This window comes from Aliterella atlantica CENA595 (assembly GCF_000952155.1).
In the GTDB taxonomy this organism is placed as follows: domain Bacteria; phylum Cyanobacteriota; class Cyanobacteriia; order Cyanobacteriales; family Chroococcidiopsidaceae; genus Aliterella; species Aliterella atlantica.
Window position 1 is genome coordinate 1 of the sequence record NZ_JYON01000013.1, and the last position, 25,083, is coordinate 25,083.

At 41.4% G+C, this 25,083-nt stretch carries 32 protein-coding genes and 1 pseudogene; 8 read left to right on the top strand and 25 right to left on the bottom strand.

The window, feature by feature from the left end:
* Window positions 1-623 precede the first annotated feature (623 nt).
* The 4 genes from UH38_RS13075 (at window position 624) to UH38_RS24865 (ending at window position 2,802) form a co-directional block, all read left to right on the top strand.
* Window positions 624-896: a helix-turn-helix domain-containing protein gene (locus UH38_RS13075; protein ID WP_045055109.1), complete on the top strand. Its 273-nt coding sequence runs from the start codon at window positions 624-626 to the stop codon at window positions 894-896.
* Window positions 897-1,023: 127 nt separating this feature from the next.
* A complete protein-coding gene (locus UH38_RS13080; protein ID WP_045055110.1) occupies window positions 1,024-1,377 on the top strand; it encodes a hypothetical protein in 354 nt (117 codons plus the stop codon).
* A 146-nt stretch (window positions 1,378-1,523) separates the two neighbouring features.
* Window positions 1,524-1,847 carry a helix-turn-helix domain-containing protein gene (locus UH38_RS13085; protein WP_082065382.1) on the top strand — a complete coding sequence of 108 codons (324 nt, stop codon included), beginning with the start codon at window positions 1,524-1,526 and terminating at the stop codon, window positions 1,845-1,847.
* Between the two features lie 13 nt (window positions 1,848-1,860).
* The gene (locus tag UH38_RS24865; RefSeq protein ID WP_052672381.1) at window positions 1,861-2,802 is read left to right on the top strand and encodes a helix-turn-helix domain-containing protein; all 942 of its coding nucleotides are present in this window, start codon (window positions 1,861-1,863) and stop codon (window positions 2,800-2,802) included.
* Between the two features lie 197 nt (window positions 2,803-2,999).
* On the opposite strand, the gene UH38_RS13095 is transcribed toward UH38_RS24865, so the two are convergent.
* The 16 genes from UH38_RS13095 to UH38_RS26765 form a co-directional block, all read right to left on the bottom strand.
* Window positions 3,000-3,497 (bottom strand): CAP domain-containing protein, encoded by a 498-nt coding sequence (locus UH38_RS13095; protein WP_045055112.1) that lies wholly within the window; start codon window positions 3,495-3,497, stop codon window positions 3,000-3,002.
* 4 nt (window positions 3,498-3,501) lie between these two features.
* Window positions 3,502-3,864 carry a hypothetical protein gene (locus UH38_RS26755; RefSeq protein ID WP_045055113.1) on the bottom strand — a complete coding sequence of 121 codons (363 nt, stop codon included), beginning with the start codon at window positions 3,862-3,864 and terminating at the stop codon, window positions 3,502-3,504.
* Between the two features lie 176 nt (window positions 3,865-4,040).
* On the bottom strand, window positions 4,041-4,298 hold the full coding sequence (locus UH38_RS13105) for a hypothetical protein (protein WP_045055114.1): 258 nt from the start codon (window positions 4,296-4,298) through the stop codon (window positions 4,041-4,043).
* A gap of 59 nt (window positions 4,299-4,357) precedes the next feature.
* Entirely contained in the window at window positions 4,358-5,017 is a 660-nt protein-coding gene (locus UH38_RS13110) for a hypothetical protein (RefSeq protein WP_052672382.1), read from the bottom strand.
* The gene (locus tag UH38_RS26760; protein ID WP_160295959.1) at window positions 5,014-5,187 is read right to left on the bottom strand and encodes a hypothetical protein; all 174 of its coding nucleotides are present in this window, start codon (window positions 5,185-5,187) and stop codon (window positions 5,014-5,016) included. The genes UH38_RS13110 and UH38_RS26760 overlap by 4 nt, the downstream gene beginning before the upstream one ends.
* Window positions 5,180-5,497: a hypothetical protein gene (locus tag UH38_RS13115; protein ID WP_045055115.1), complete on the bottom strand. Its 318-nt coding sequence runs from the start codon at window positions 5,495-5,497 to the stop codon at window positions 5,180-5,182. Before UH38_RS13115 ends, UH38_RS26760 begins: the two co-directional genes overlap by 8 nt.
* Before the next feature lie 29 nt (window positions 5,498-5,526).
* Window positions 5,527-5,907 carry a hypothetical protein gene (locus UH38_RS13120; RefSeq protein ID WP_045055116.1) on the bottom strand — a complete coding sequence of 127 codons (381 nt, stop codon included), beginning with the start codon at window positions 5,905-5,907 and terminating at the stop codon, window positions 5,527-5,529.
* 7 nt (window positions 5,908-5,914) lie between these two features.
* Window positions 5,915-6,358: a hypothetical protein gene (locus UH38_RS13125; protein ID WP_045055117.1), complete on the bottom strand. Its 444-nt coding sequence runs from the start codon at window positions 6,356-6,358 to the stop codon at window positions 5,915-5,917.
* Between the two features lie 37 nt (window positions 6,359-6,395).
* A complete protein-coding gene (locus UH38_RS13130; protein WP_045055118.1) occupies window positions 6,396-6,884 on the bottom strand; it encodes a hypothetical protein in 489 nt (162 codons plus the stop codon).
* A 175-nt stretch (window positions 6,885-7,059) separates the two neighbouring features.
* Entirely contained in the window at window positions 7,060-7,719 is a 660-nt protein-coding gene (locus UH38_RS13135) for a hypothetical protein (protein ID WP_045055119.1), read from the bottom strand.
* Window positions 7,712-10,138, bottom strand: coding sequence for a collagen-like protein (locus UH38_RS27895; protein WP_045055120.1), 2,427 nt, complete (start codon window positions 10,136-10,138; stop codon window positions 7,712-7,714). The genes UH38_RS13135 and UH38_RS27895 overlap by 8 nt, the downstream gene beginning before the upstream one ends.
* Window positions 10,131-10,754: a hypothetical protein gene (locus UH38_RS13145; protein WP_045055121.1), complete on the bottom strand. Its 624-nt coding sequence runs from the start codon at window positions 10,752-10,754 to the stop codon at window positions 10,131-10,133. Before UH38_RS13145 ends, UH38_RS27895 begins: the two co-directional genes overlap by 8 nt.
* 2 nt (window positions 10,755-10,756) lie before the next feature.
* Window positions 10,757-11,590 carry a hypothetical protein gene (locus tag UH38_RS13150; RefSeq protein WP_045055122.1) on the bottom strand — a complete coding sequence of 278 codons (834 nt, stop codon included), beginning with the start codon at window positions 11,588-11,590 and terminating at the stop codon, window positions 10,757-10,759.
* Window positions 11,577-11,927, bottom strand: coding sequence for a hypothetical protein (locus UH38_RS13155; protein ID WP_045055123.1), 351 nt, complete (start codon window positions 11,925-11,927; stop codon window positions 11,577-11,579). Before UH38_RS13155 ends, UH38_RS13150 begins: the two co-directional genes overlap by 14 nt.
* Window positions 11,917-12,255, bottom strand: coding sequence for a hypothetical protein (locus tag UH38_RS13160; protein WP_045055124.1), 339 nt, complete (start codon window positions 12,253-12,255; stop codon window positions 11,917-11,919). Before UH38_RS13160 ends, UH38_RS13155 begins: the two co-directional genes overlap by 11 nt.
* Window positions 12,256-12,782: 527 nt before the next feature.
* Window positions 12,783-12,935 carry a hypothetical protein gene (locus UH38_RS26765; protein ID WP_160295960.1) on the bottom strand — a complete coding sequence of 51 codons (153 nt, stop codon included), beginning with the start codon at window positions 12,933-12,935 and terminating at the stop codon, window positions 12,783-12,785.
* A 530-nt stretch (window positions 12,936-13,465) separates the two neighbouring features.
* Between UH38_RS26765 and trxA the strand changes: the two are divergent.
* A pseudogene (trxA, locus tag UH38_RS13165) lies at window positions 13,466-13,819 on the top strand (thioredoxin); the annotation flags it as partial.
* A gap of 15 nt (window positions 13,820-13,834) precedes the next feature.
* On the opposite strand, the gene UH38_RS27900 reads toward trxA, so the two are convergent.
* A complete protein-coding gene (locus tag UH38_RS27900) occupies window positions 13,835-13,957 on the bottom strand; it encodes a hypothetical protein (protein WP_268748888.1) in 123 nt (40 codons plus the stop codon).
* Between UH38_RS27900 and UH38_RS13170 the strand changes: the two genes are divergently transcribed.
* On the top strand, window positions 13,956-15,023 hold the full coding sequence (locus UH38_RS13170; protein WP_045055126.1) for an LOG family protein: 1,068 nt from the start codon (window positions 13,956-13,958) through the stop codon (window positions 15,021-15,023). The genes UH38_RS27900 and UH38_RS13170 overlap by 2 nt on opposite strands.
* 132 nt (window positions 15,024-15,155) lie before the next feature.
* On the opposite strand, the gene UH38_RS13175 is transcribed toward UH38_RS13170, so the two are convergent.
* A complete protein-coding gene (locus UH38_RS13175; protein ID WP_045055127.1) occupies window positions 15,156-16,634 on the bottom strand; it encodes a leucyl aminopeptidase in 1,479 nt (492 codons plus the stop codon).
* Between the two features lie 65 nt (window positions 16,635-16,699).
* Window positions 16,700-17,530: a class I SAM-dependent methyltransferase gene (locus UH38_RS13180; RefSeq protein ID WP_045055128.1), complete on the bottom strand. Its 831-nt coding sequence runs from the start codon at window positions 17,528-17,530 to the stop codon at window positions 16,700-16,702.
* A 136-nt stretch (window positions 17,531-17,666) separates the two neighbouring features.
* On the opposite strand from UH38_RS13180, the gene UH38_RS13185 reads away from it, so the two are divergent.
* Window positions 17,667-18,239 carry a Uma2 family endonuclease gene (locus UH38_RS13185; RefSeq protein ID WP_045055129.1) on the top strand — a complete coding sequence of 191 codons (573 nt, stop codon included), beginning with the start codon at window positions 17,667-17,669 and terminating at the stop codon, window positions 18,237-18,239.
* 42 nt (window positions 18,240-18,281) lie between these two features.
* On the top strand, window positions 18,282-18,884 hold the full coding sequence (locus UH38_RS13190; RefSeq protein ID WP_045055130.1) for a Uma2 family endonuclease: 603 nt from the start codon (window positions 18,282-18,284) through the stop codon (window positions 18,882-18,884).
* A 107-nt stretch (window positions 18,885-18,991) separates the two neighbouring features.
* Here UH38_RS13190 and UH38_RS13195 read toward each other — a convergent pair whose 3' ends face one another.
* From UH38_RS13195 to UH38_RS13225, 6 genes are all read right to left on the bottom strand, one after another.
* Window positions 18,992-19,180, bottom strand: a complete 189-nt coding sequence (locus tag UH38_RS13195) for a hypothetical protein (protein WP_045055131.1) — start codon at window positions 19,178-19,180, stop codon at window positions 18,992-18,994.
* A 455-nt stretch (window positions 19,181-19,635) separates the two neighbouring features.
* On the bottom strand, window positions 19,636-21,489 hold the full coding sequence (gene glmS, locus UH38_RS13200; protein ID WP_045055132.1) for a glutamine--fructose-6-phosphate transaminase (isomerizing): 1,854 nt from the start codon (window positions 21,487-21,489) through the stop codon (window positions 19,636-19,638).
* Window positions 21,490-21,863: 374 nt separating this feature from the next.
* Window positions 21,864-22,109, bottom strand: coding sequence for a photosystem I iron-sulfur center protein PsaC (gene psaC / locus UH38_RS13205; RefSeq protein WP_009556083.1), 246 nt, complete (start codon window positions 22,107-22,109; stop codon window positions 21,864-21,866).
* 450 nt (window positions 22,110-22,559) lie between these two features.
* On the bottom strand, window positions 22,560-23,165 hold the full coding sequence (locus tag UH38_RS13215) for a CBS domain-containing protein (RefSeq protein WP_045055134.1): 606 nt from the start codon (window positions 23,163-23,165) through the stop codon (window positions 22,560-22,562).
* Between the two features lie 175 nt (window positions 23,166-23,340).
* On the bottom strand, window positions 23,341-23,931 hold the full coding sequence (locus UH38_RS13220) for a sulfite oxidase-like oxidoreductase (RefSeq protein ID WP_045055246.1): 591 nt from the start codon (window positions 23,929-23,931) through the stop codon (window positions 23,341-23,343).
* Window positions 23,932-24,068: 137 nt separating this feature from the next.
* On the bottom strand, window positions 24,069-25,037 hold the full coding sequence (locus UH38_RS13225) for a manganese catalase family protein (protein WP_045055135.1): 969 nt from the start codon (window positions 25,035-25,037) through the stop codon (window positions 24,069-24,071).
* Window positions 25,038-25,083: the final 46 nt, after the last annotated feature.

A 25,083-nucleotide genomic window follows, 5' to 3' on the forward strand; every position in this document is an offset into this window, starting at 1 on the left:
TCTTGGTTTCAACGCAAGTACAGAAGACTCGTTGTCCGATGGGAACGTTTGAAGGTGTGTTTTGATGCTTTCCTCCTCCTAGCCTGTTCCTATATTTGGTTTCCAAAGTTAGTGGGATAGGTTCATATTAGATAGTCGCTTCTCTGCTTTCTCAATCTGTTCTCTGAGGTCGTACTTTGCCTCTGATTCCATACATGAGGAATAAGTCATTGTTCTGAGATGTCTTAGCTGCTCAAAGCACAAATCTAGATTGTTGAGGGGCAAGGAGATAGTAATCGTGAGATTTTTTAGTTTTTTCATAGTTTGGGTTGGAGTTAGTACAGGTGTTCTCGCCTCGCAAGTGCTGGATTCCGCCATTAATTCATCTGTATGGCTGTAATGACCTATTAGCTAGGCTCCTGGCGCTTTTACCGTCGGCTAAATATACCCTAATGTACTTAAATAGACCTAAATGTACCTGGAAGCTATGAACTTCCAGGCATGAACCGCTTAGGACAGACCATTTCATAGGTTTCCCGCCTTCTTATGACTGTCCTTTTTAATGTCGTTTCTGACTAGACATTATGTCTAGAAGCTTGCGCTTCTGTCAAGCCTATCTAGTCAGTTTGTCTAGACGTATTATCATGGTAAAAAAAAGAGAGTCTAGAGTTCAACAGGAGAGTGAGTCGCCATTGAAAGCACTTAGAGAGGAGCTAGATATGTCCCAAGAGGAATTTGGGAGACAAATAGGTACGTCAGCGAGAACAGTTAGTCGTTGGGAGGCAGGTGACAGCGTACCAACATTTACGATTATCCAAATGAAAGCGTTAGATCGCTTGCTGCGGTTCAAGGGTAAATCGATTCAAGAATTACCTGATAGTTTCGGACCGCCGCATCGATCGCCAAGTCAGACCTAACCACATAAAAAAGCCGCCCGATCTACTGGCTAGACCGAGCGGCTTTTGTGTGGTTCGTCAGCAAGCGGACTGATACAGAATCCAATCAAGGAAGGAATTTCAATCCCTGGGAGGGAATTACCTAATTATGACCCAATTAATCCTGTTCAAAGTAGAAAATGACCAAGGTGAATACGAAACCAAATCTCTATCCTTCACTGACAAACCAGTCAGCCCCTACTACCCAAGGGGAAACGCCAAAGGAGTTAATCAATATTTCCGGTTCAGCTACAGGGATGGCGAACAAATGAAACATTTGCATATTCCTGGCGGCAACACGCGCAGCCCGCTAGCGATTTCCAGAGCCAAGAAAATTCTCACCTTTATAGAGGAAGGAGCAACCCCGTCCCAAGTGAAAGACCTAATAAAAAGCTGGCAGAAAAAGCCTGCAAAATTTCAATCCCTGCAAGGGATTAAGACCAGTGGAAATACGCTGTTTTAAGAAAATCCCTGCTGCTACAAATAATAGCGCAGGGATTACAGCCTGTTCCTGCCCCAGCTTCAAGGCTCACAAGTTCTTCAAGCTGGGTTTACTCAAGAACTATGTATTTATAAATACATTTAGTATTCACAAACCCCAAGGCTGTTATGACATATAACAACAACAATAACACTCCTCAAAGCAAGACGGAAAGCAAGTTCTACCCGCTACGAATGGAAGAACACTTAAAAGCTTGTAGAGAGCTAAATTCGACACAACGCGCTGTCTATTACTACCTTCAGATTTTAGGTTCTGATGGCAGTTGGATGAACTTCACCGCCCAAGACATCCAAGACATAGCAGCAGATTTAGGGATTTCAAAACGTACTCTATACAGCGCTTTAAAAGTTCTCGGTCAGCTTGGCTGGATTGAATATAACAAGCCAACCGGAGCATATTTAGTTTCATTTCAACAAACCCGTAGTTTCTAAACCCCAAAAAATTATGACATTCACCCAATATGCCCCTCAACCCAAAATTGAGGGCAAATTTTACCCACTACAAACCGAGGAACACATGAAGGCTTCCAGAGAACTAACAAAAGCGCAGATGATTGTTTTTTACTACTTCAAAACAATAGATCCTTTTGGGGAGAAGTGGATAAACATCAACATTACTGAACTAGCCGAGCAGCTAGGGCTATCAAGAATCACTGTTTCTAGAGCTTTAAAAGTTCTTGATAACCTTGGCTGGCTTGAGTTTGAGCTAACGTCCATTCAAGGGCGGGTACGGTCTGAGCGAAGTAATGAATGTGCTGAACCGATCGCAAATGATTGTGATGCACTCGCAAACGACTGCAAACGATCGCAAATGATCGCTTTAGGAAATTTGACGTCGCAAACGATCGCAAATGATCGGGTTCGATCGCAAATGATCGGGCTAGATCATTCGCGATCGGAGGAGATCGCAAATGATCAAGTTAAGGTTCTAGAATCCGCACCAAACAAAGGTTTCACGCCCTCTAAGACTAATAAGACTATTTATACTCTTCAGACTCTCTCTACAAACGAAAACGAAAAACCAAAAACTGAGAGAGAGATCGGGAAAAAAGATAAAGATAAGTTTCGGAAATTTGCAGCGGGCAAAATGGAGCAGCTACCAAAATACCCAGTGCTGCCCAAAAAATGGATCGACAAGAACTTCACGGAATTATGGGCAGAATACGAAGAATTAGAAGGGCGTAGGAAAGAGATGGAGGAGCGAATAAGGGAAAGTACCGAAAAACCGCAAGACACGGTTTTAGACCCGATTATTGCGGCGGGTTTGGCATCTGGCGAAATTTTGGAAATTGACCCAACTTACAAAATGCTCAGGGATGCGGATGGACATTGGCATCATCAGCACGAATGGATCGAGCGGAAAAACATCATGTTGGCTGAAAGTTGATGCCGATTCTATAGTCAGTTGATTGAGCGATCGGCTTGGTCGCTGCGATCGCTGCAAATGATTCTGTATCAAAGTAACACTGTGATACAAAAGCGATACAGAATCAAAATGACTAACGACGCAAGAAAATTTGAGTAAAGTAATACTCGCCTTTGAAATTCATCGCCACGCCCACGCCTGTTAGCTCATACTCGCCATCATATAGTTGTAGGATTGTCGCCGTAGACATCCCTCAACCAATAATCGACATTTGTTTGAGCGGGGTTAGCGTAGCCTAAATTCATCCCCACAGCAGTACCAGCACATTGATAAGGTCCCGTATTAATAATTTTTTGATTGACCTGCTGCAAAACTTCACGATCCAACGAGATATCACCTCTAGCCATAGCTTGGCTGTGTTTTCTAGCTTGCTGACTGAGCCAGTCATCTAGAAGGAGCGGCGGCAAACCCTTAGCCTCACGATGCCTATTGATTTGCTCGTAAACCGATTGCTCCATTGAATTGAGCGACTGAGGTGATTCTGTATCACTACTGATGTTTGATACAGAATCAACTGGGTTTTGAAGCTGGCTGGTCTGCTGGGAAAAATCATTAATTCTTGATGATGTATCATTTAGACGATGAGAAACATACCTAGAAGTAAAAAGAGAAAGACAAGTAACGCCAAGGGCAACTAAATTAAATAAGTTTTTCATCGTTTTAGTAACAGCTAACCGATTGATTGCCGCTCTCTTGAATCTCAACATACACTTTGGCATCGGCTGGGCAAGTAGTAAGCTCGTTACCACTCCTAAGCTGTATTTCACGGGCAAGAGTACAACTATTGAACTGTCCTTTCTCATCAAAAGAAATTCTGCTACTAGCTTTGCAAGGAAAGTAGTTGTTACTTAATCCAATATTTGCCTCAATACTTAAAAAGCAGCTTTCCAGCGACCCATTAGAGTAGTTACTAGCTGTACCAGCCTCACAGGATACGGCTGCTTTTGCAGCTTGAGGCATCGTACTAATAGAAATAAAGCTGAAGGCTGATAGAGAAGTCAATAATAATTTAGAAGCTTTCATACAAGAACAAGGCAAGTAATTTAAAGCGGTGGATTACTTACCTATTCTCAGCTTGAGCAGTTTATAGTAGCCTCAGAACTATCACGGGAATCGATATAAAGATTGTGCGATCGCCCTTGCCCACACAAGCAACATTGAATTCAAAATCTCAAAGCTAAGGAAAGAGCGATCGCTTTTTATACTATCTGATCGAGTAAAGCATGGGCTAGAGATAATTTGCCACTAGGTGACAACCGCTTAATTAGCGTTACTGATTCGATAAAGCTAGGCGAATTAATAATATCTTTCTTAAGGTGTGGATTGCTAAAGCTACTCAAAGCAGCAAAAATAAGCTCGATCTTTCTACTCTTAATTAGGGAATTAGTAGCTTCAATCAAAAACATATCAAGCTGCGCTTCTTCGGTTACTGGCTGGTATTGGGTTGCAAGCATCATCAACTACAGTAGTAATACGGATGATCTAGTTTTACCCAGTTTCAAGCCGTTACTATCAACTACCTCTTAATCGGATATTGCTTGAGCATCTCGTCGCCAGGCACGATCGTAGTCCAAAATTTGTAGTTCTTATTTTCGGCGTACCGAGCATCTTGCTTTAGCAATTTCATAAATTCCTTATGCCCTGCACGAGTGCGCCCTACCAAGCAGCCAGCCGATGCATTAAATATTTTGGTTACTGGCAAATCGTAGCCCCAATGCTGATTAATGCCGAATAACCCGCGATCTGCAAAGTCTCCAGTTCGCCTGTAATCCTTGTTGTAATCGCGCCAGACGACTACGGGCAAGACTTGAACTAAAGCTTCGTGCGCGTCTCTTTTACCGTGAAAGCCAACAGACCAGCCCTCGTACTGCCCAAAAGCGATCCGCGCTGCGCCCTTAGAATTCATTGGGTGCTGCGTGTAATAGTCCCCTGGCTCAGTCGTCGCTTCCCAGTTGCCTAAAATTTTGGGCTTATCTACAATTTCAATTACTAGGCGGCGATCGTTAAATTCGTTAGGGCGATCGGCGTTGAGTGTCCCGTCAGCGTTGCAGCCTTCCACATACACGATGTTGTAGCGCCTGGGACCTGTAAAGATTTGAAATTTCTTGGCAACCATCCAGCGCACAATTGAGCTTGCAAAAGAAGTATCCAAAGTTGATGTTAATGCTATATTCACTTATCCTCTCGTGGTATCAACTGTCCTAAATATCCACCAATTCCAATTTTTGCTAAATCGCCAAATGTCATCCGAAAAGAGCGATCGACAACTGCCAGATACAGTACCCCAGTAACTAAAATCAAAATCACAAACGAGCGCGTATTGAAGCGCTGCAAAAGATTATTCATCTTCTTTGATAGCCTTCAATCGCACATTTGAAAATGATAAAGCTTTAAGCTCAATCAGATTTTGATCGATGCGATCGCACCTATTGTCTATATCTTTGCGAACCTCTCGAAACTCATGCTCAAAAGTTTCTGTTTGAAATTTAAAAGCCTCTGCAAGCGACTTGTAATAATTTTTTAAATGCTCGTAATCTCGTTGTGCTGCATAGCCTTTGATTACCGATGTACGATAAAGAGCAATGCAGCCAAGTACGCTAGTAATTATTCCTAAAGTGGTTCCAATTAGCCCCGCCCATACTACTATTGTGTTCATTTGTTGAAGTTTTCAATGATAAGTAATAGTTACTTAATAAAGAAAAGTTGCTCCATAAATTCTCTTTCTATTGTTGCTCCTGTGTACTCCCACAGTCTCACTCTTAAGCCATTCTTTAGCCAAGAGACAGGAGTAAAAACAAAACTGTAGCTGTCGTACAATCTGGGAACTGCGAATATTTTTTGTCTGTTTAGAGGCACAACTAGAGCAGTAATCTCAACTATCGGTATAGTAGAAACGGTTTGCTGCAAATATCCTGCCCGCCGCCACTTAATAGGAGCAGAGCTTGAAATACTTTCAACTTTGATAATTTGAGACTTAAATTTATAACTGCTAGCGATCGGCAAACTATTTTTAGTAGTATCTGACCAGTTAAAACTAGCAGCTAATCGCCAACTGTTACTAAGCATTTTCCTACTATCTAAGTGTTGCCTCTGCCCACTGCATGCGAGATCCTTGAGGACTAATTAAGGCAACTACACCTTTACTCTTGCCAGCGCCAGTATGAAAGTATTTAATTACATCATCTAGAGTTACGCCGCTTGGTATGGGCATAGCAACTGATTTGTATAGTCCGGTAGAACCCGTAATATTTTTAGGAGCTTTGAAAATCAAAGTTACCGATTTTCGCTTATAAGATCCCTTCTGATATCTAGTTGTAGTTGCTGTACCGCTAGCAGTTTTATAGCGTACTTGTTGAGTTGGTAAAGTGCGAATTGGTTTGAATCCCAAAGCATCAGCTACGCCCTGCTTGATATAGATAAGTCTGCTTGCAGGTTTACCGCCCCCAGTCTTATCGCGCCCGAAAGGAAGCTGTACTAAAATTCTCGATCCTTTTGTTGGACCCCTACGAGTTGCCATAATTATGCTCTCCTAATTTAAAATTTCAAAAATTAGTTTATAGATAATCTGTGGCAACTACTTCAACGCCGCCTTGGTTCGATCTAGTTGGAGTAACAGGAATACTTGCAGCAATTGTGGCTGTTCTTGCTTCTAAATCAAAGCTAACTGTAATGTTGTTAACAGGATTAGTAGTAATACTTGCCTCGCTTACACTAAGTAGTTGTGCTACTTCTATGAAAGCACCGGGGTAAGTAGGAGATTTTAAAGTGCTACCAGATCCAAAAGTAATCGGACTATCAATATAGTCTTCTGCTGCTATAGTAATCGTACCGTTTGCGGCTGAGGATGCTATTACAGGCAATGTTGCTGCTACTGCTGCTGTACTAGCTTCTAAATCAAAAGTGATTGTAACGTTGTTAACAGGATTATCAACAGTTGAAATACTTTTTTCAGCTTGATTAAGCAAGTAAGCCATTTCTAAAAATGCTCCTGGAATATTAGTAGAACTTAGAGCGTTGTTGCTACCAGGTGCAAAAGTTGACATAAATTACCTCATTAGTAATGACTAAGTAAAAAGCAGAACTAATCATGGTTAATTCTGCCCAAACCTCATTTACTTTATGACCGAATACCTATTGAATAGAAATCGGTGAAAGCACTGATATTACTAAGTTCTAGACTACAAAACTGCAGTCTACATTATAATATAGACTGCAGTTTTAATATCTGTGTCTCCACTCTGGATAAGGTACATCTTGCCCTTTTGGGTAATAATCAGCACGTATCGGTGTATATTTAACTACTTTTATTCTCTTTCCTTTTCTTTCAGTCATTCGCAAGTCATTAGTCAAGAATTTTGTACTAATGTATTTCTTATAATGATTGACTAATTTTTCTACTTCAGTTTCAGAAACAGCATTAACTACGAACTTACTATTGTCTTTAAGTATTAAAGTTCCTGTTGTGTTGCCTTTTGTATAAGGTACAGCGGTAGGTTTACGAGTGCCTTTGTAATGTGGGATTGTTAATTGATAGTTCGGATCCGTTCTCTTACTACGTGGATTTCTATAGCTAATTACTAATTGAGGTATGTTTGTAGTCCTTTTAGCAGTCCAACTTTCAGGTAAGGAAACAGAACCTAAATTATTTTTATTTAAGTGTCCTAAATCAATCCAAAATAACAATTCTTTAAGTAGGATGATTTGGGCTGTATCATCTTTGTCTATTAAACAGTTTTCTAAGATTAAATTGCGCTTGTTATTAACAAGCAACCGCGCATCATCTACTCCTTTATTAGCTTCTCTAATAGCACGCTTGACGTGTACGTTATGTACTCGCCCTAAAACTTCTCTAAATCTTCTCCAAGTAAATCTACTCATCTTCTAGATCTTTATCAGTGATTTTTGGCGTAAACTTGTCTACTTTGTGGGCATATTCAGCATCTTCTCTAGCTCTAAACTTCTCTAAATCATCAATAGCTTTGTCCAACTCTTTCTTCTGATTTTTAAGCTCTATTGATTGCTGTCTGACATTTACAACTTCACTAGATACAGTATCAATCGCGTTTGCTGCTTCCTCTAATCTAGTTATCCTTGTAAAGAATGGATTACTAAAATCATCGTATTCATTCATTGCGGCGTAGGCACGATCTTCTAGCACTCCAAACCATCTAAGAGCATTCCCGATCCTGCTAATTCTAGATCCAATCACACTTATAGCTCCTAGAATGCTGTATCCAATAGATGTAAATTTACTGAGAATATTAGCTGTTGCTTGATAGACGCGAACATATTTCTTATAGAGTTTTTCCCACTGCTCAACAGTCTGCTCTCCAAATATTGATTTAGCTGCTAATTCTACTTGCTTACCTATTAATGATTGAATATCTAAAGCATTGCCATCGTCATCTTTGATTCCAAAAGCATTTAATAAGCTTGAAGTTGCGCTCATTAATGTTTGTCCAAATCCACTAGATAGCATCCAGGCATTATGTAGAGTTGCAGCATAAGTTAGTAAATTTAGGGCGCGATCTAGCTGCAACCAACTAGATAGCCTCCCCAATTTTCCCGATATCCCACCATTTTTTATTGCAGGACCAAGTTTTGTATTTACTGTATTTAAAGTATTCTGGATGGGCTTCAACAAAGCTAAACTATTTAGATCTGCTCCTGCTCCTAGAATCTTGAATAATTTATCGAATAGCCCTCTACTAGCATTATCAGCAGCATTTTTAGCAGCATCATTAGCAAGCTTATTCATACACCCGCCAGGTTTTGTTGTTTGGCAAGTTCCCGTAGCTGCCGCATTGGCTAAGTTTTGGGGTAAGGTTTGTTGCTGAATTGTTGTATTAATCCTAAAAATCTGATTCAGCTTATTAATGGCTTCTTGATTCACTTTTTCTTGTAGTAATAATCTTGCTGCTAATGCTGCGATCGCTGCTGTAATGCCTGCAAGGATTGTAGGATTTATATCTTTTCCATCCTTCCCATCCTTCCCATCACGACCAGGAGCGCCATCACGACCAGGAGTACCAACTCGACCAGGAGCGCCATCACGACCAGGAGTACCAACTCGACCAGGAGTACCAACTCGACCAGGAGCGCCATCACGACCAGGAGTACCAACTCGACCAGGAGTACCAACTCGACCAGGAGCGCCATCACGACCAGGAGTACCAACTCGACCAGGAGCGCCAACTCGACCAGGAGCGCCAACTCGACCAGGAGTGCCAGCAGGTCCAGGAATCAAAGGACGGTTTAATGCCCGATCTGCTTTAATGTCTGCAAGTTTTGCAAGTTCGCTAGCACGCTGGGCAAGGATCTCAATTGGCGGAAGCTGGGCGATAACTCTATCAGCTTTAGTGTTGGCTGTATCTGCCGTGTTGCTAGCACGCTGGGCAAGGATCTCAATTGGCGGAAGCTGGGCGATAACTCTATCAGCTTTAGTGTTGGCTGTATCTGCCGTGTTGCTAGCACGCTGGGCTAGTACCTCGATTGGTGGAAGCTGGGCAAGAGCATTATTAGCTTTACTATCGGCAGTATTAGCAGTGCTTTGAGCAAAAGCAGCATTTAGTAGAGCGCGATCGGATTGACCCAAAGCTTGCATTGCCAAATTTTTATTAATGCCAATCAGCGAATAAGCTGTTGAAATATCGTTTCCTAATCTATCTAGCTCGCGATCGTGAGCATCCAAGCGTGGGAACACTATTTTTAATGTGGCATATAAAGCAAATAATCCCGCTATCGAGCCAGCCAAAGACAGTACATTTGCAGCAAGTAATAATACTTTGCCAAGTGCGCTGTTTGCCAATGTACTGGCAGCAGTAGCAGCACCTTGAGCTACTGCTGCTGCTCTAGTTGCTATCGTTGCTTTTGTCGCTGCTGCCGTCGCGGCTCCTTGGGCAGAAGTTCCTAGGGCTTTGGCTACTGCTGCTTCTGCTGCTGCCATTTTAGATTTAATGACCGCTTGAGTAGATTTCATACTCGCAAGTTCGCCTAAATCTATTGCCCCTGCAGCCAGTTTTCTTGAATGCTCTGCGGCTAGTGATGCCGATCGCGATTGTAATACTGCTGTTGTTACTTCAGGTCGCAATTGCTTTGTCAAAAATATTGACAAATCTGCTTGCTTAACAGCCCCAAAAGCCACCGCCGCAACTCCTGCTATTTCTGGCTTCAACAATTCTTTAGCTTTGTTTACTGCCCTATTAATTATTGATTCTTCATCTACTCTTTTTAGCTTGGCTACTTCTGCCCTTAAAGCTGCTAATTCGGTTTTCACTTCTGCACAACAATCAGCCATTATTTAATCTCCTTACTTGGCTTGCGATCGCTTTTATTTCCCCTGCGATTTCCTTGCATGGCAAACAGCAATAACCTGGGTAATTTGTAGATAAACATTTAGTAGTTCCAGGCGGGCATTCATCATCACAAGTAACTGTATATTGCGGTGATGATTGGTAAATTCTAGTAAGTGTAGATCCTTTGTTGTCAGTTACAATAAATGTGTATTCACCGACCCCGCTATAATCAACAGATTGAATACTAGCGCTATAAACACCTGTTGGATGAAAGTGATTGCCTGTATCAATACCGTTTTTTACTATGTGCATTGCATAAAAAGATTCGCCATACCTGTTAGGGCTAGCCGCTCCACAATTACCGCTACTACATACAACCAACCTTAAAGAATATCTATCGGTTGATACTCCTTCGCTATCAGTCCAAGTTACTACATAGTTAGGATGATGTTCGTGATTTTGTTCGTAGTCACAAACAATACTAACGGTGTTATTTCCAGTATTATTAACAGTCACACTTATTTCAATTGGACACTCTTTAAACTTTAACGTTTCTTGAATTGGATAATTAATATATACAGTTGCTTGAGTATCATCTAATTTGCAATGAGTAGCCATAATTATAAAAAACTAAAAGCATAATAAGATTTAAAGTAAGAATAGATATTAGTACGTTCTTGACTTGATAATAAATTAGGGTATATTAGGATTTCTGCTATATCTTGGTTTTGTAAATATCTACCACTACTAAAAGCATCAGCCCCAACGATAGGGTTTTTATCCCCTACTGTTGAATTGTTATTTGCAATTTCTAATATGTGGAACACACCTGTATCAAAAGGAACTCCTACATTAAAATTTTGAATATCACCGCTTGACTGCAAAACGTTATCAATATAAGCATTAGTAAGATCGCCAGCAGTTAATTTGTTATTAGTTGAGCGAATACCTGTAGCAACAATAGTTTCATTGCTAGCAGGTACTTTATCTGAACTACCGCTTCTATAAGCTAAGTATCCATCATAGTCGGAAAAATTATTATTATCGTTCTTTCTAAATATTAAAAAGATAATCTTAGCTGTGTAAGCTTCAGTATTATGCTTTAAGGCACTATTATTAAAATTAATTGCTGCTTTACCATTAATAGCATTAGCGATCAAAGTAGGATTACCGCTAAAAGGTATTAAATTATTTTTACTAGGTGACTTGTCTATTACAGAAGTAACTAGGTTGCCGTTTAAAGTAACTTCATCTGCTCTATACCATTTAATATGACCAGTGGGAGGATTTGCAGCAGGAGAATTTGGGCTTGTTGAGCCTTCACTACCAACACCTATGTATTGCTTAAGTGTGGATAGCTTTACTTTTTTTATGCCTAGCGTACTAGCTTCTTGAATAAGCAAAATATCATCATCTCGCAAGTTAGTAGATTCTACAAACTCATTGTATTTCATTGCTTTCTATTACAAAGGTATCGAGTGCATAAGGTAGAGATTGAAAGGCAATATATTGACGTTTCCAATAGAAAACATTTAGTAGCTCATATCTATCCTTATTGTTATAAGTAATAGCTTGATTATTTTCATTGGTAATAGGGTGACTATTTTCATCTTCTATTAATCCCTCAAATTGCTTGCAAGCATTCATTACAAGTGCTACTAATAGGCTTTCTGCTGTATTGGTACTCCTAGTAGATAGATTAAATAGATCGCCTTTATTGATTACCAGGCGATCGCTATCTTGATACGCACTTGCCCCAAATAGTTGCTGCAAGGATAGATTAGTAGTCATCTGGGTCGATGTTTGCGCCAGTATCTAGTTTTTGTAGATTCACTGAGTAGGTGCTTTGCCTATAGGTTGCATTGTTACGAGTAACCAGAGTTTGAAAATTGAAATCTGCTTCTGCAACCGTGATGGATTGGTCGGGATTGGATTCCTGAGCGGCGGGGGTAAGAGAATTTTTAGCCAGCAGGAGCAAAGATACAAATAAGCTTTCAGCCGTGTTGCTGGCGGCGGCGGTTAATCCCACCGTTGCCAAATCCGCTTTAGCAATTGTTAGGGTAGTAGCAGTTTGTGCCGCGCCTGGTCCAAATACTTGAGTTAATGTCGGTTCAGCCATAATAAGTAATACGTATAAACTGAGCCGATGCTAGCTTCGAGCTAAGGATTTGGCATCGTTGCAAATACGGTTAAAATCGCCTTAGCGCGATCGCTTACAATTGAGGTTGAACCCGCGATGTTTGTAAAATATTGCGAAGAGATCCTGCTAAAAGCAGGATCTACATCCAAGGATAGATCGAGTATTTTAGGCACAAATTAGGCATTTATCAAGGCTATCCGCTTCAAAGCCTTGTCTAGTATCATTTACAGCTAGTTGTATAATGGTCTGCAAAACCTTTATCCCCCAGTTCAAATCTGGGTGTCGCCTTGTTTCCCTATATAAATAATTACCCCAAAACCTCGACTTATCCAAAGTTTTAGGGTTTGCAACTTATAGCTGTACTGCGATATCTGAAAAATTAAGCTAAGACAGGTGCGATCGCAAATTAGTTACTAGATATCCTCAAACAATCAATTTCTTGGCTACAAGCGAAGTAATTATTACTTATCTATTCTCAACTTGAGCAGCTTCTAGCAACCTCAGAATTAATATGGTAATCGATCTAAAGTTTTAGCGATCGCTTGCCAATTATTCAGCAACTTTCTAGTTCTAGCTTGTAGTGAGTTCAGATAGCTAGTGACAGATATAGAAAAACAAATAACTCCCAAAGCAACCCAAGCATTTTGCTTCTGCTGCATTGATTGCTAGTCCAAATTATTGCTTTTCTATTTTCACCATTGAGTAGGAGCGATCGCTTCTGACTTACTACGGAGGCGAAAATAAAGTTTTAGCGATCGCTAATCTACAGACTGCATATTCTTGATTGTTGCAAAAAACTTAATTTGATTGGATTGAGCGCTCGCTTGTTACTTAAACAATCTCAACTGTTACATTATTTATGCCAATCCTTAAATAACTCTAATGAGAGATTGCTTTTGTACTACTTTATGGTCAAGCTGGATATAATTTTTTATTAAATTATATGTGTTTGAACTTTAAAATTTAACTACAATGAAGATGCTAGTACCTATTGTTAAAATATTTATCTCAAATATATTAGTTTTTCCAGCGTTGACAAACTATAAAATATATGATTTGAAAACCTAAACAAATTTTAGCAACTACAAAATCTCGATACAAAAGTTATAATCAAGTAAAATCTATCTAAATATACACTTCTTACAACTAAAGCATAGGCTTTGCCCTATGATAGAATTTTCAGCAAAGTTATAAACAATATAACCAAGGATTTCTAGGAATGTCAGCAGCCGCACAAGTTACAGACTCTACCTTTAAGCAAGAAGTGCTAGACAGCGAAGTGCCAGTTTTAGTCGATTTTTGGGCGCCCTGGTGCGGTCCTTGCCGGATGGTAGCCCCAGTAGTCGATGAAATTGCCCAACAGTACGACGGTCAAGTTAAAGTTGTCAAACTCAATACTGATGAAAATCCCAATGTTGCCAGCCAATACGGAATTCGCAGTATCCCAACACTGATGATTTTTAAAGGCGGACAAAGAGTTGATATGGTAGTCGGTGCAGTACCGAAAACAACTTTATCTAACACTTTGGAAAAATATCTTTAGATAATAGTCTTAAATCTAAATCAATACAAAGCACCTGGCGATCGCTAGGTGCTTTTTTGTCAGCCAATAGAGTGCGATCGCGCCAATCGTACCCCAAAAATCGATAGAATAGAGTGCCAGTTGTGCCGCAGCACTCATGAATCCATCTCCCTCCTTCGATCCCCTCAGTTCTTTAGAAGCCGATATTGCCGAATTACTAGACAAACTGCCAAACTTACAAAATCGGCAATTAATCGGGCAAACCCTAACTACAGTTATACGGCTTGCTAGCAGCGAGATCGATCGCCTAGACTGGAAGATTCTATCTGCTTCTCTAGCAGACATGGAACGGGGATTAGAGCTATTTCATACCTACAGGCACGTCCGTAAAGTAACAATTTTTGGTTCTGCCCGCACACCATCAACAGCCCCAGAATATCAGATGGCGGCTGACTTTGCCCGCTGCGTCAGCAAACTTGGATTTATGGTCATGACAGGCGGCGGCGGCGGCATCATGCAAGCAGGAAATGAAGGTGCAGGAAGAGATAATTCCTTCGGCTTGAATATCCAATTGCCTTTTGAACAAGAAGCAAATCCTGTGATGCAAGGCGATCCTAAGCTAATTAACTTCAAGTATTTCTTCACGCGCAAGTTATTTTTACTCAAAGAAAGCGATGCTATAGCTTTATTTCCTGGAGGCTTTGGCACTCAAGACGAAGCTTTTGAATGCATGACTTTAAGCCAAACAGGCAAATTCGGTCCTATACCAATAATTTTAGTCGATCGCCCTGGTGGCTGTTACTGGCACGATTGGAGTGCGTATATAGATAAACATTTAGTCAAAGAAGGTTTAGTAAGTCCTGACGATCCCAGCCTTTACACGCTTACTGACAACTTAGATGTAGCTTGCAGTGCTATCACCCGTTTTTACCAGGTTTATCACTCCAGCCGCTACGTACGCGAGAAATTAGTAATTCGTCTCAAAACAGAACTATCTGATGCTGATGTCGAACAATTAAATGCTGATTTTAGCGACATATTAGTTAAAGGACGAATTGAGAAAAGTCAGGCTTTACCTCAAGAAGCCCAAGATGAAACAGCTAAATTACCCCGCCTGGTTCTTTACTTCAACCAAAGAGACTTAGGGCGTATGTACCAAATGATTGCCAAGATTAATCAATTGGGTATGCCTACGCCTGCTGCTGCTCATCCTGAACGTAAGTAGGACAAGGGGACAAGGAGGATAAATTACCCTTTGACAAAGAGCAATCGCTTGCTTGTGGCTACAGTTTAATTACCAAAATAATCGCCACTACACTTTTACAGCATAATGGCGGTTGTCTAAAATTAGTTGCTATTAATTATCGCTGAGAACCCAATGAACTAAGGTACGAACGCCGTACCCTGTAGCGCCAGGGTTATTGTAACCGTTTTCCTTATCTGCCCAAACGGGACCTGCAATATCGATATGCGCCCAAGGAGTCTCTTTGACGAACTGCTTTAAAAATAATGCAGCAGTAATAGAACCACCAGGACGAGGACCAGTATTTTTCATGTCAGCGATGGGCGATTTTAAGCCTTCAAAATACTTTTCTTCCATTGGCATCCGCCACATCTTTTCCCCAGCGATTTCCGCCGCGTGTACTAGCCCGTTAGCAACATTATCGTCGCTACTCCATAAGCCAGCAATATCATCGCCCAAAGCAATCACGCAAGCGCCTGTAAGCGTCGCTAGATCGACGATCGCATCTACGCCCAATTTCTCGGTAAATACTAGCGCGTCAGCTAAGGTCAGCCGCCCTTCAGCATCGGTATTATTAACTTCAATGGTCTTACCATTAGAGGCTGTAAGAATATCGCCAGGGTGGATAGCATGACCTGAAATCATATTCTCCGTCACAGCACTAATAAAGTGGACTTCCACATCCGGCTTGAGTTGGGCGATCGCTTTAGCTGCCCCTAGCGTCGCCGCCGCGCCGCCCATATCCATCTTCATCGTTTCGATGCCGCTGCCCGCGCCTTTGATGTTCAAACCGCCAGAATCAAAGGTTACGCCCTTACCGATAATCGCTAGCTTCTTTCTCGGCGTGCCATCTGGCTTGTAAGTTAGGTGAATAAATTTTGGCGGCAAATCTGAAGCTTGAGCAACTCCTAAGAAAGCCCCCATTCCCAAACGTTCGCATTCTTCCCGTTCGAGAATTTCCACTTGCAAGCCGTGTTCGGAGGCAATTTGTTGGGCTGTTTCTGCCATCGCTATCGGAGTAATTGTATTCGCTGGGGCAGCTACTAATTGCCTTGCTAAAATTACACCTGTGGCGATTTGATGAGCGCGGTTAATAGCTTCATTTTGTCCTCCTAGCCCAAGTAAATCTACCTGTTCTAAATTAATCGCATCTTCCTCTGGTTCTGACTTGAAGCGGCGATCTTGGTACAAACCAAGCTCAATTCCTTCAGAAACAGCTTGAGCTATTTTTGCTGAATCGTTGTTGCCTAGAGGCAAACTAATTCCTAAAGTTTTGCACTTTTCTTTTTTAGCTAATTTAGCGATCGCTGCGCCATAACGCCGCCAACTATCCAATTTCAGCGTTTCGGGTTTGCCAAGTCCAAATAGCATGACTTTACGCACAGCACTACCACCGCCAACTCTAGTGACGGTGCTGCTGCCTTCTTTGCCTTTAAATTCAGTCTCTTCAATTATTTCTTTGAGCAAACCAGAGAGTTTGCTATCCAACTGGTTTAACTCGTCAGATTGCTCGATGCTATCTTCAAATAAACCTAAAGCTAGGGCATCTCCAGCCCAATCTAGTAGTGGAGTGTCAACTGCTCGAATTTCCATCCGCGTGTTCTACTTAAAGCTGATTTCTTCCAGTATTGCGTAAAATTTATGCTCCTAGCTTGTAACTAGATTTTTTTAGCAACTTGGCAAACTGAAAGATAGGAGGCGGGAATGCTACTAATCTCGTTACTTACTAACGCTGCTTTTAATTCTGCAAACAAAGTGTCTCGCTTATACGCTTCTAACTCTATATACGGCGAGTAGGTGCTCAGAAGCATCAGATAATCATCAATACTATAAGTCGCTTTGCAGGGTAGATATTCAGCTACTAAGTTTTCAAACTTGCCCGAATCAACTACAGCTTGAGCAAACTTACCCAGACTTTGTTGTTGAGTTTCGCTGTCTTCATATTTGCCTAGAGAAGGAGCATGAATTTGATATACTTCATGCATTATTTGGTAAATATCATATTGGGGCTGAACGGTAGCATTCCAAAGCAAAATTAGCGCACCATTGTCACGCAAAACAGCAGCAGTTTTTGCAAATCTAATTTCTGGCGAAACCCAATGCAAAGAGGTTGCAGCCAATACAGCATCAAACTTTCTTTCGCCTAATTCCCAATCTTCAAAGGTAGTATTCTTTATTTCTACATTGGGATATTGGGCGCAGTTCAGCGAGGCGAATTGATAAGCTTCTAGGCTTGGTTCGAGGGAAACTAGGGAAAAGCCTCTTTGAGCAAAGGATAGGGTAGCAGTACCAGGACCGCAACCTATTTCTAAGATAGATGCACCTGCACGCAATCCTGCTAGTTCTATAGCGCGATCGCATAATGCTTGAGGATAGCGTGGTCTAACGCGGTTGTAAGCCTCTGCTACTGTACTGTACCAAGTTTTGCGTTGTTCGAGAGGGTAGATATCTGCACCAAACTTAGGTTCTTCTTGCTGGGAATCTTGCATTGATTAGATAAATGCGATCGCTCTTTATTGCTCCAGATAGTTTAGCAAACGGCAAAACCCTCTACTCTTGATGCTCAGGAATCGTTAGCAGCAGATTAGTTTGCATATACTATGATTTTAGGGGAGCAGAATTGATATGAGCGTAACTTTGCAATTACCCCCAGTTCTTAGACTTACTGACGAGCAATTTGAGCAACTTGCTTTTGCTAATCGCCAGTTGCAACTGGAATTAACAGCTAGTGGAGAATTAATTATTATGCCGCCAACTGGGGGAGAAACAGGCGATCGCAATTTTGAATTAGCTGGGCAACTTTGGTTATGGAATCGTCAAAACAGGCTGGGAAAAGCTTTTGATTCTTCCACAGGTTTTCGCTTACCTAATGGTGCAACTCGTTCTCCTGACGTTTCGTGGATAAGGATAGAGCGATGGAACGCACTAACTGGGGAGCAAAGAAAAAAATTTCTACCTTTATGTCCAGATTTTGTCATTGAACTGGTTTCTGAAACTGATGAGTTGGCAGAAACTCAAGCAAAAATGCGGGAATACTTAGAAAATGGCTTGCAGCTAGGTTGGTTAATTAATCCTAAAGCTAGACGAGTAGAAATTTATCGCCCAAACCAAGAATTTGAGATTTTAGATGCTACAACTTTATCTGGTGAGGATGTTCTGCCAGGATTTGTTCTAGATTTACAGCCAATTTTTGCTTAAAAGCGCGATTATTGAGCAAATGCTGCTAATTAGGAGGTTGTCATGGTAGCAGTTCCAGAAAGACAATACCTAACTCCCCAGGATTATTTAGACTGGGAGGAAAAACAATCAATTAAATATGAATACATAGATGGCGAAGTTTTTGCCATGACAGGGGGAACGATTCCCCATAACGATTTAGCAGTTAACCTCACAACAGCTTTAAAAAATCATCTGCGAGGAAAAGGATGTAAAGTCTCAATGGCAGATGCCAAGGTTGGTGTGTCAGAAAATGGTCCATTTCACTACCCCGATGTGATGCTTACTTGTGATGAACGAGATAGGCGGGCGATTCAAGTTATCTATCATCCCTGTTTGATTATTGAAGTTCTTTCTCCTAGCACTGAAGCAAACGATAGAGGAAAAAAGTTCCAAAATTATCGCCGCATTTCTACATTAAAGGAATACGTATTGATAGGTTCTGAGCAGAATATTATTGAGTGCTATCGATTGAATGAAAAGCGAGTTTGGGAGCTTTATACCTATACAGAAGGTACTGAATTTGAATTAAAAAGTGTCGATTTTAGCTGCTCGATTGAGTTAATTTGCGAGGATGTGGTGTTAGAAGCCGTTGAGGAAGATGAAGTCCAAGAAGTTCGACCTTAAACAGCGACTCTAACTACTTTGTAACTTAACTAGACTATGAATGGATAGAGAACATATCAATCGGCGCTTAAAGATTTTTCTCATTTAAAAACGCAAGGGAAGCGATCTTAATTTTGATACTGCTTAAGTGATTCTAATATCTGCTGTCGTCCAGTTGTTGGGTCGTGAGATAAAACTGTAACATCGCTGCGTACAGCAACTATTTCTTTAAGAATGTCTCTAACAGAGCGTCCCTTTGCTTTCTCTTGTTGAATATAATTTTTGATTTCTCCAATTTCTATGTTTTCAAGGTTCACAACAATTCTCCTTCTGAATTAATGATATAAAGATGTTTTACAAGTTCATCATCGCAACTTTTAATTTCAATAAATAACAAACTACCGCTCATGTATAAATTGTAGAGGCAAAACCTTATTTGAGCGAACGTTTGAATGTAGTCACAAAGAACTACCCATTGAATCTCGTTCGGGGTTTCAAACATTTTGATTTGACTAACTATTTTAATTTTAATTGACTAGGTGTAGCGACGCATCTATTCCTAATAACCAATTCAAGTTCCGCATTCTATCCAAGGTTTATAATTTTTGCTAGTACCTTGTCTGCGTCCTTCTTATTACATATCGCTCAAGTTTGGCTTGCATCCATTCTCTTACATCAATACCTTTAATGGAAGAAAAAACGGTGAAACCTATGCTTCTCAATATGAGTGTAGGCTTTTCTATTACACGAGGTTGAGGTTCATCTACTTTTGCTACTCTACCGTTACTGATTTGGCTAAATTCCTGGGCTGATCGACATCTAAGCCACGTCGCGCTGCAATATGATAAGCCAATAGTTGCATGGGAATTGCTGTCAAAATTGGCGACAGTAACTCATCAACGGCAGGTAAGGGAATTAAATCGTCGAAAATTTCTTCTGCATGAGCATCGTCCATTTGCACGACACCAATTAGGCGCGAATCTCTAGCTTTGGCTTCTTGGGCGTTAGAAATAGCCTTTTCGTAAACGCTACCAGGCATAGCGATCGCAACTACAGGTACTTTAGCATCCAATAAAGCGATCGGTCCGTGTTTCAATTCGCCAGCAGGATAGCCTTCAGCGTGAATATAGCTAATTTCCTTAAGCTTCAATGCACCTTCTAATGCGATCGGGAAATTTATCCCTCTACCTACAAAAATGAAGTCTTGTGTCTCTGTAAATTGGTGGGTAAGTTCTTGAATATATCGCTCTTGACTTTCTAAAATTAACTCAATTTGGGCTGGTAATTGACGTAAACCAGTAACAATCTCTTCTAGACGTTCTTCTGATAATGTTTGCCGCCGAGCGCCTAAATCCAATGCCAACAAGTAAAAAGCAAGTAGTTGAGCAATAAAAGTTTTAGTTGCAGCAACGCCAATTTCAATTCCAGCATGAGTATCGATAACTTGCCCTGCAACTGATGCTATGGAACTATCCAACCGATTGGTAATTGCTAGTAGGCGCGGCTGATAAGCAGGTGACTTACCTATGCGGCGCTCTTTTTCCATTGTCAGCGCTGCTAAAGTATCGGCTGTCTCTCCCGATTGAGTTACGCCAATTATCAGGGTATTTGCAGTTAAAGGTGGTGGCGCATAGCGAAATTCTGAGGAGTATTGAACTGATGTCGGAATCCCAGCTACCTGCTCTAATAAATATTTACCTACTAAACTCGCGTGCCAGCTAGTACCGCAAGCAACTATTTGGATGTTTTCTACATCTTTGCATAATGATTCTGGCAAGCCTAAATTTATGACATCTGCGGCATCTAGATAAGCCTCTAAGAAGGCTCTAACCACTCCTGGTTGCTCGTATATCTCTTTGAGCATGAAGTGTCTAAAACCTTGTTTTTCCACCATTACCGGATTCCAGTTAAGGGTGCGCGGGTGCTTCTTGAGGCGATCGCCCGCAAAGTTATATACTTCTACTCCTAATGGTGTCAGCCTTGCTAGTTCGCCATTTTCTAACGTTAATACTGCCCTAGTATGGGGAACTAAAGCAGGCGTATCCGAAGCACAGAAAAATTCTCCTTGTCCAAAACCAATCGCTAAAGGTGCTTGTTGGCGGGCGACAACAAATTCATCTGGGTAATCGGCGTTAATAACTGCGATCGCAAATGCTCCTTCTAGCCTATTTACTGTCTGTCTGACTGCTTCTAGAAAAGTTAGGTTATCTGCTTTTAAAAACTGGGCTATCAGGTGAGGAATAACTTCTGTATCGGTATCGGAGCGAAATTCATGCCCTAATTGTTTCAATTCTTCGCGCAGTTCGCGGTAATTTTCAATAATCCCATTTTGGACTACTGCTACTCGCTTGGCTGTATCCATGTGTGGATGGGCGTTGTATTCTTCTGGTTTGCCGTGAGTTGCCCAGCGAGTATGTCCGATGCCAATTTTTGCAGGGTTTTCGATTCTTTCTAGTTTCTCGCGCAAGTTGTGCAATTTGCCCTTTGCTCGGACGCAATGCACTTCGCCTTCTAAAACCGTCGCTATTCCAGCAGAGTCATAGCCTCGGTACTCTAGTTTTTCTAAACCAGAAAGTAAGATTTGTGTAGCTGCTTGAGTGCCAATATAGCCAACGATTCCGCACATAGCCGATCCCACTAGGTCTTTATGTATGTAAAAGCTACAAGAGCATTGGGCAGATCGTCAAGCCGCAAAGAGGCAATTCGTAATTCGTGCATTCGCGCATTCGTAATTATGGAACGGTCGCTTGCGACCGATAAAGCTTGGTTGTTGTCCTGTATTCGCACATTACCTCTTTAATGCGCGAATTATTTTGGTCAAGATGATTTGTAATATGCGATCGCCTTTAGCAACATAAGCTAACAAAAAAATAGGGAGTTAGTTAACCCCCTTATCAATAATGTTTTGTCAAACGTAGTCCGAACGCAGCGCTGAACGTAACAATTGCTGTTTTGGCGCTTGCTTGTTAGCACTGCAAGAACTTGAAGTAAAATGCCAATTTAATACGCTAGCCCCATACTGCGAGTAGTTTCCGCACCCAGGTAAACCCGAATACTAAGGAAATCAGTAGGACAGGCAGTTTCGCACCGCTTGCAACCTACACAATCTTCTGTACGGGGGGATGAAGCAATTTGACCTGCTTTGCATCCATCCCAAGGAACCATTTCTAAAACGTCTGTAGGACAAGCGCGAACGCACTGAGTACAGCCGATGCAGGTATCGTAAATTTTGACTGTATGAGACATTGAATCAAAACTCCAAAACGAGTGTTGTTATTAGTGACAAACTCATAATTAAGGCATAGTCTACCGCACAGGCGCTCGCACCTTCAGCAAAAGGCTACAGAACTTTAAATTCCGTAATACTTGACTTTATTACACATTTAAGCAGAAGCTTCTAACTTGTGTATAAAAGCATTAATTAAAGATTTACAATGTATTAAACCAGATATTACGATTGTGGCAATGAGCAGATTGAGGGCGACTGAGACAACTGAGCAAGCGCGAAATGCTGGTGTTGCTAGCTTTTTACTCAAGCTATTTGCGGCTATGGATTGATAGCAGGCATTGCAGCAAGCTATCGCTTGTACTTTACCCATTCATCATTAAAGTAGGGTACGTTTTCAAGTCGCACCCCATGCAATCTCACAAGAATTTTTAATCTAGAACTTCCACCTGCAGTATTGAAGCTATTTTCTAACCGCTGCACCAATTTTCATATATTCGTTGTGGCATTGATGTTGCAGGCTGCTTGCAGTAATCTACTAATGCTGTTGTTGGTTGCTTTTCGGCTCGTTGATGGGCTATTTCTGATTGCAGATCGTCTACAATATCCCAAGCAGCAGTACACTCTATAGAATCTGCCCCTTTCTTAGCACAGCTAATGCCAGCATTTTCAATTGCTAACTGGAGTTTTTGCTCTAACAAAATTTCTTGGGGTTGCAGGGTAAAGTTACTTTTGCTCAAGATGTCAGATATCGAAACTATCCCTAACAGTTCGCCTTGAATTACAGGCGCTACGTGCAGATGACAATCGGCAAATAATCGCGCTACATATTCCACACCTAAATCAGGATTGACGACAATACAAGGTTTAGTCATTACCTCATAAACGCGCACTTTGGTAGGATCTTTGCCAAACGCTACCACCTTACAGACAATATCACTTTCAGTAATAATACCGTAAGCATCTTGTGGGTGGCGACGCTCTACAACTAGCGCCCTCCAGCCTTTCTCTTGCATCAGCTTTATTGCTTCAACAACCGTTGCTGAACTGCGAATAGTTATTGTATTCCTACTCATAATGTCTGCTGCGTTCACGAGGTTAACCTCCTGAAAATCGATCGATCCAAATTAGAGAGTTAAGATCGTGCAACCTCTCTACAGTTATGGTTATATCCAAACAAGTTGAGGTTTTTGTGAGGAGGACAAAATTATGGAGCGAATTAGCGATCGCTCCAAACTATATTAATTAGTATCAGCTATAGCGTTCTTCTGCCCAAGGTTCTCCCCGACTGTGGTAGCCGTTGCGTTCCCAAAAGCCTAGTTCTTCACGCGGTAGAAACTCTAAACCATTAATCCATTTAGCACTTTTCCATGCATAGATATGAGGTATAACTGTACGCATCGGACCGCCGTGTTCGGCTGGTAATGGTTCGTCAAATACAGTATGGGCAAAAAAGTTTTCTTCTCGCACGAAGTCTGACATAGAAATGTTGGTAGTGTAACCGCCATAACAATGTTCCATAACATGAACGGCTTTCGGGTCTACCTCAATTAGTTTCATGAAGTCTGTAACTTTAATCCCTTTCCATTTGACGTCAAGCTTAGACCAGCGCGTGACGCAGTGAAAATCGGCTGTAAACTCATGTTGGGGTAATGCCATAAAATCCGACCAGGTGAAAGTCGCACTTTTGACTAAACCCCAAACTTTGAATTGCCAATCTTCCGTCTTGATTTGCGGAGTTTGTCCGTAGGTAAGGACAGGAAACCCTTTAGTTAAGTATTGACCAGGAGGAACGCGATCGCTTTGTTCCTCATCTGGTTTTTTAAAAAATTTACCTAGCATTAGTAACTTGGTTGACATCCTTACTTTATTTTGAAACAAAATCCCTCAAACCTAGATAAAGGATGAGGGATTTTCTTAATATTTAAAACTCAGTTACTCAAGGATTCGCTAGCTGTGTCTAAGCATAGGTAATCTGACTACAAATTACCACCTTCAATAATTGTGCGCTTAATTGTCTCGCCTGCACCCTTGACTGCTTGAGATACGTCCTCAATAATGTTAGTGCTTCCACCATCACTTGTCTTTTGCATTGCTGGAGAAGCCGGAGTACCGTGCAAGCGTGGATCGGGCTGCGGGGGATTGGGTTCTGGTCCAATAGGTTGAGGATTGGCTACGTACTCAAACTCACCTTTGCCGTCCATTGATGGACCTTTTGCCCAACGTCCTTGGGCGCTATCTTGTCCTTCTGAGTTGTTCCAGAACTGATATGCGTATTCGTTCTTCCCATATTCGTGGGCAATCTTGGGAACAACAGTTTCCTCAAAGCCTTCGCTCTTCAGGTCTTCAATTGCCGCTAGCCACTGGTTTTGGTGCATGGTATCGCGGGCAATCATAAAGCTGAGGTGGTCTCTTACGCCTGGATCTTCGGTCATCTCATACAACCGTACAGCCTGCATCAGACCTTGAGATTCAGCATGGAGATTAGAGCGAAAGTCTGCTAGTAAGTTGCCGCTAGCAACGATAAACCGACCGTTCCAAGGGAAGCCTACACTATCTGCTGGCATTGCACCCAAACCAGAAACGATCGCGTGCTGAGGGTTCATAGCTGCAGCTATTGCATCTCTGGCACTCGATCCTCCCATAACCGCACCTACTACAGGATCTTTCGCCCCATCTTCTTGCATATTTATTGGAGCTTTATCTAACAGATGGGCGATCATTGTCGCTAGCATCTCAACGTGACCAATTTCTTCAGTACCGATATCCAACAGCATATCGCGGTACTTTGCAGGTCCTCGGCAGTTCCAACCCTGAAATAAATACTGCATCATTACAGTCATTTCACCAAACGAACCACCAATGAGTTCTTGCATTTTTTTGGCGTAAACTGGATCTGGCTTTTCTGGTGGTGTGAAATACTGTAACTTTTTGGCGTGATAAAACATTTAAATTTCCTTACTTAGATTGTTTTCTTTGGCGAGAAATCTTATT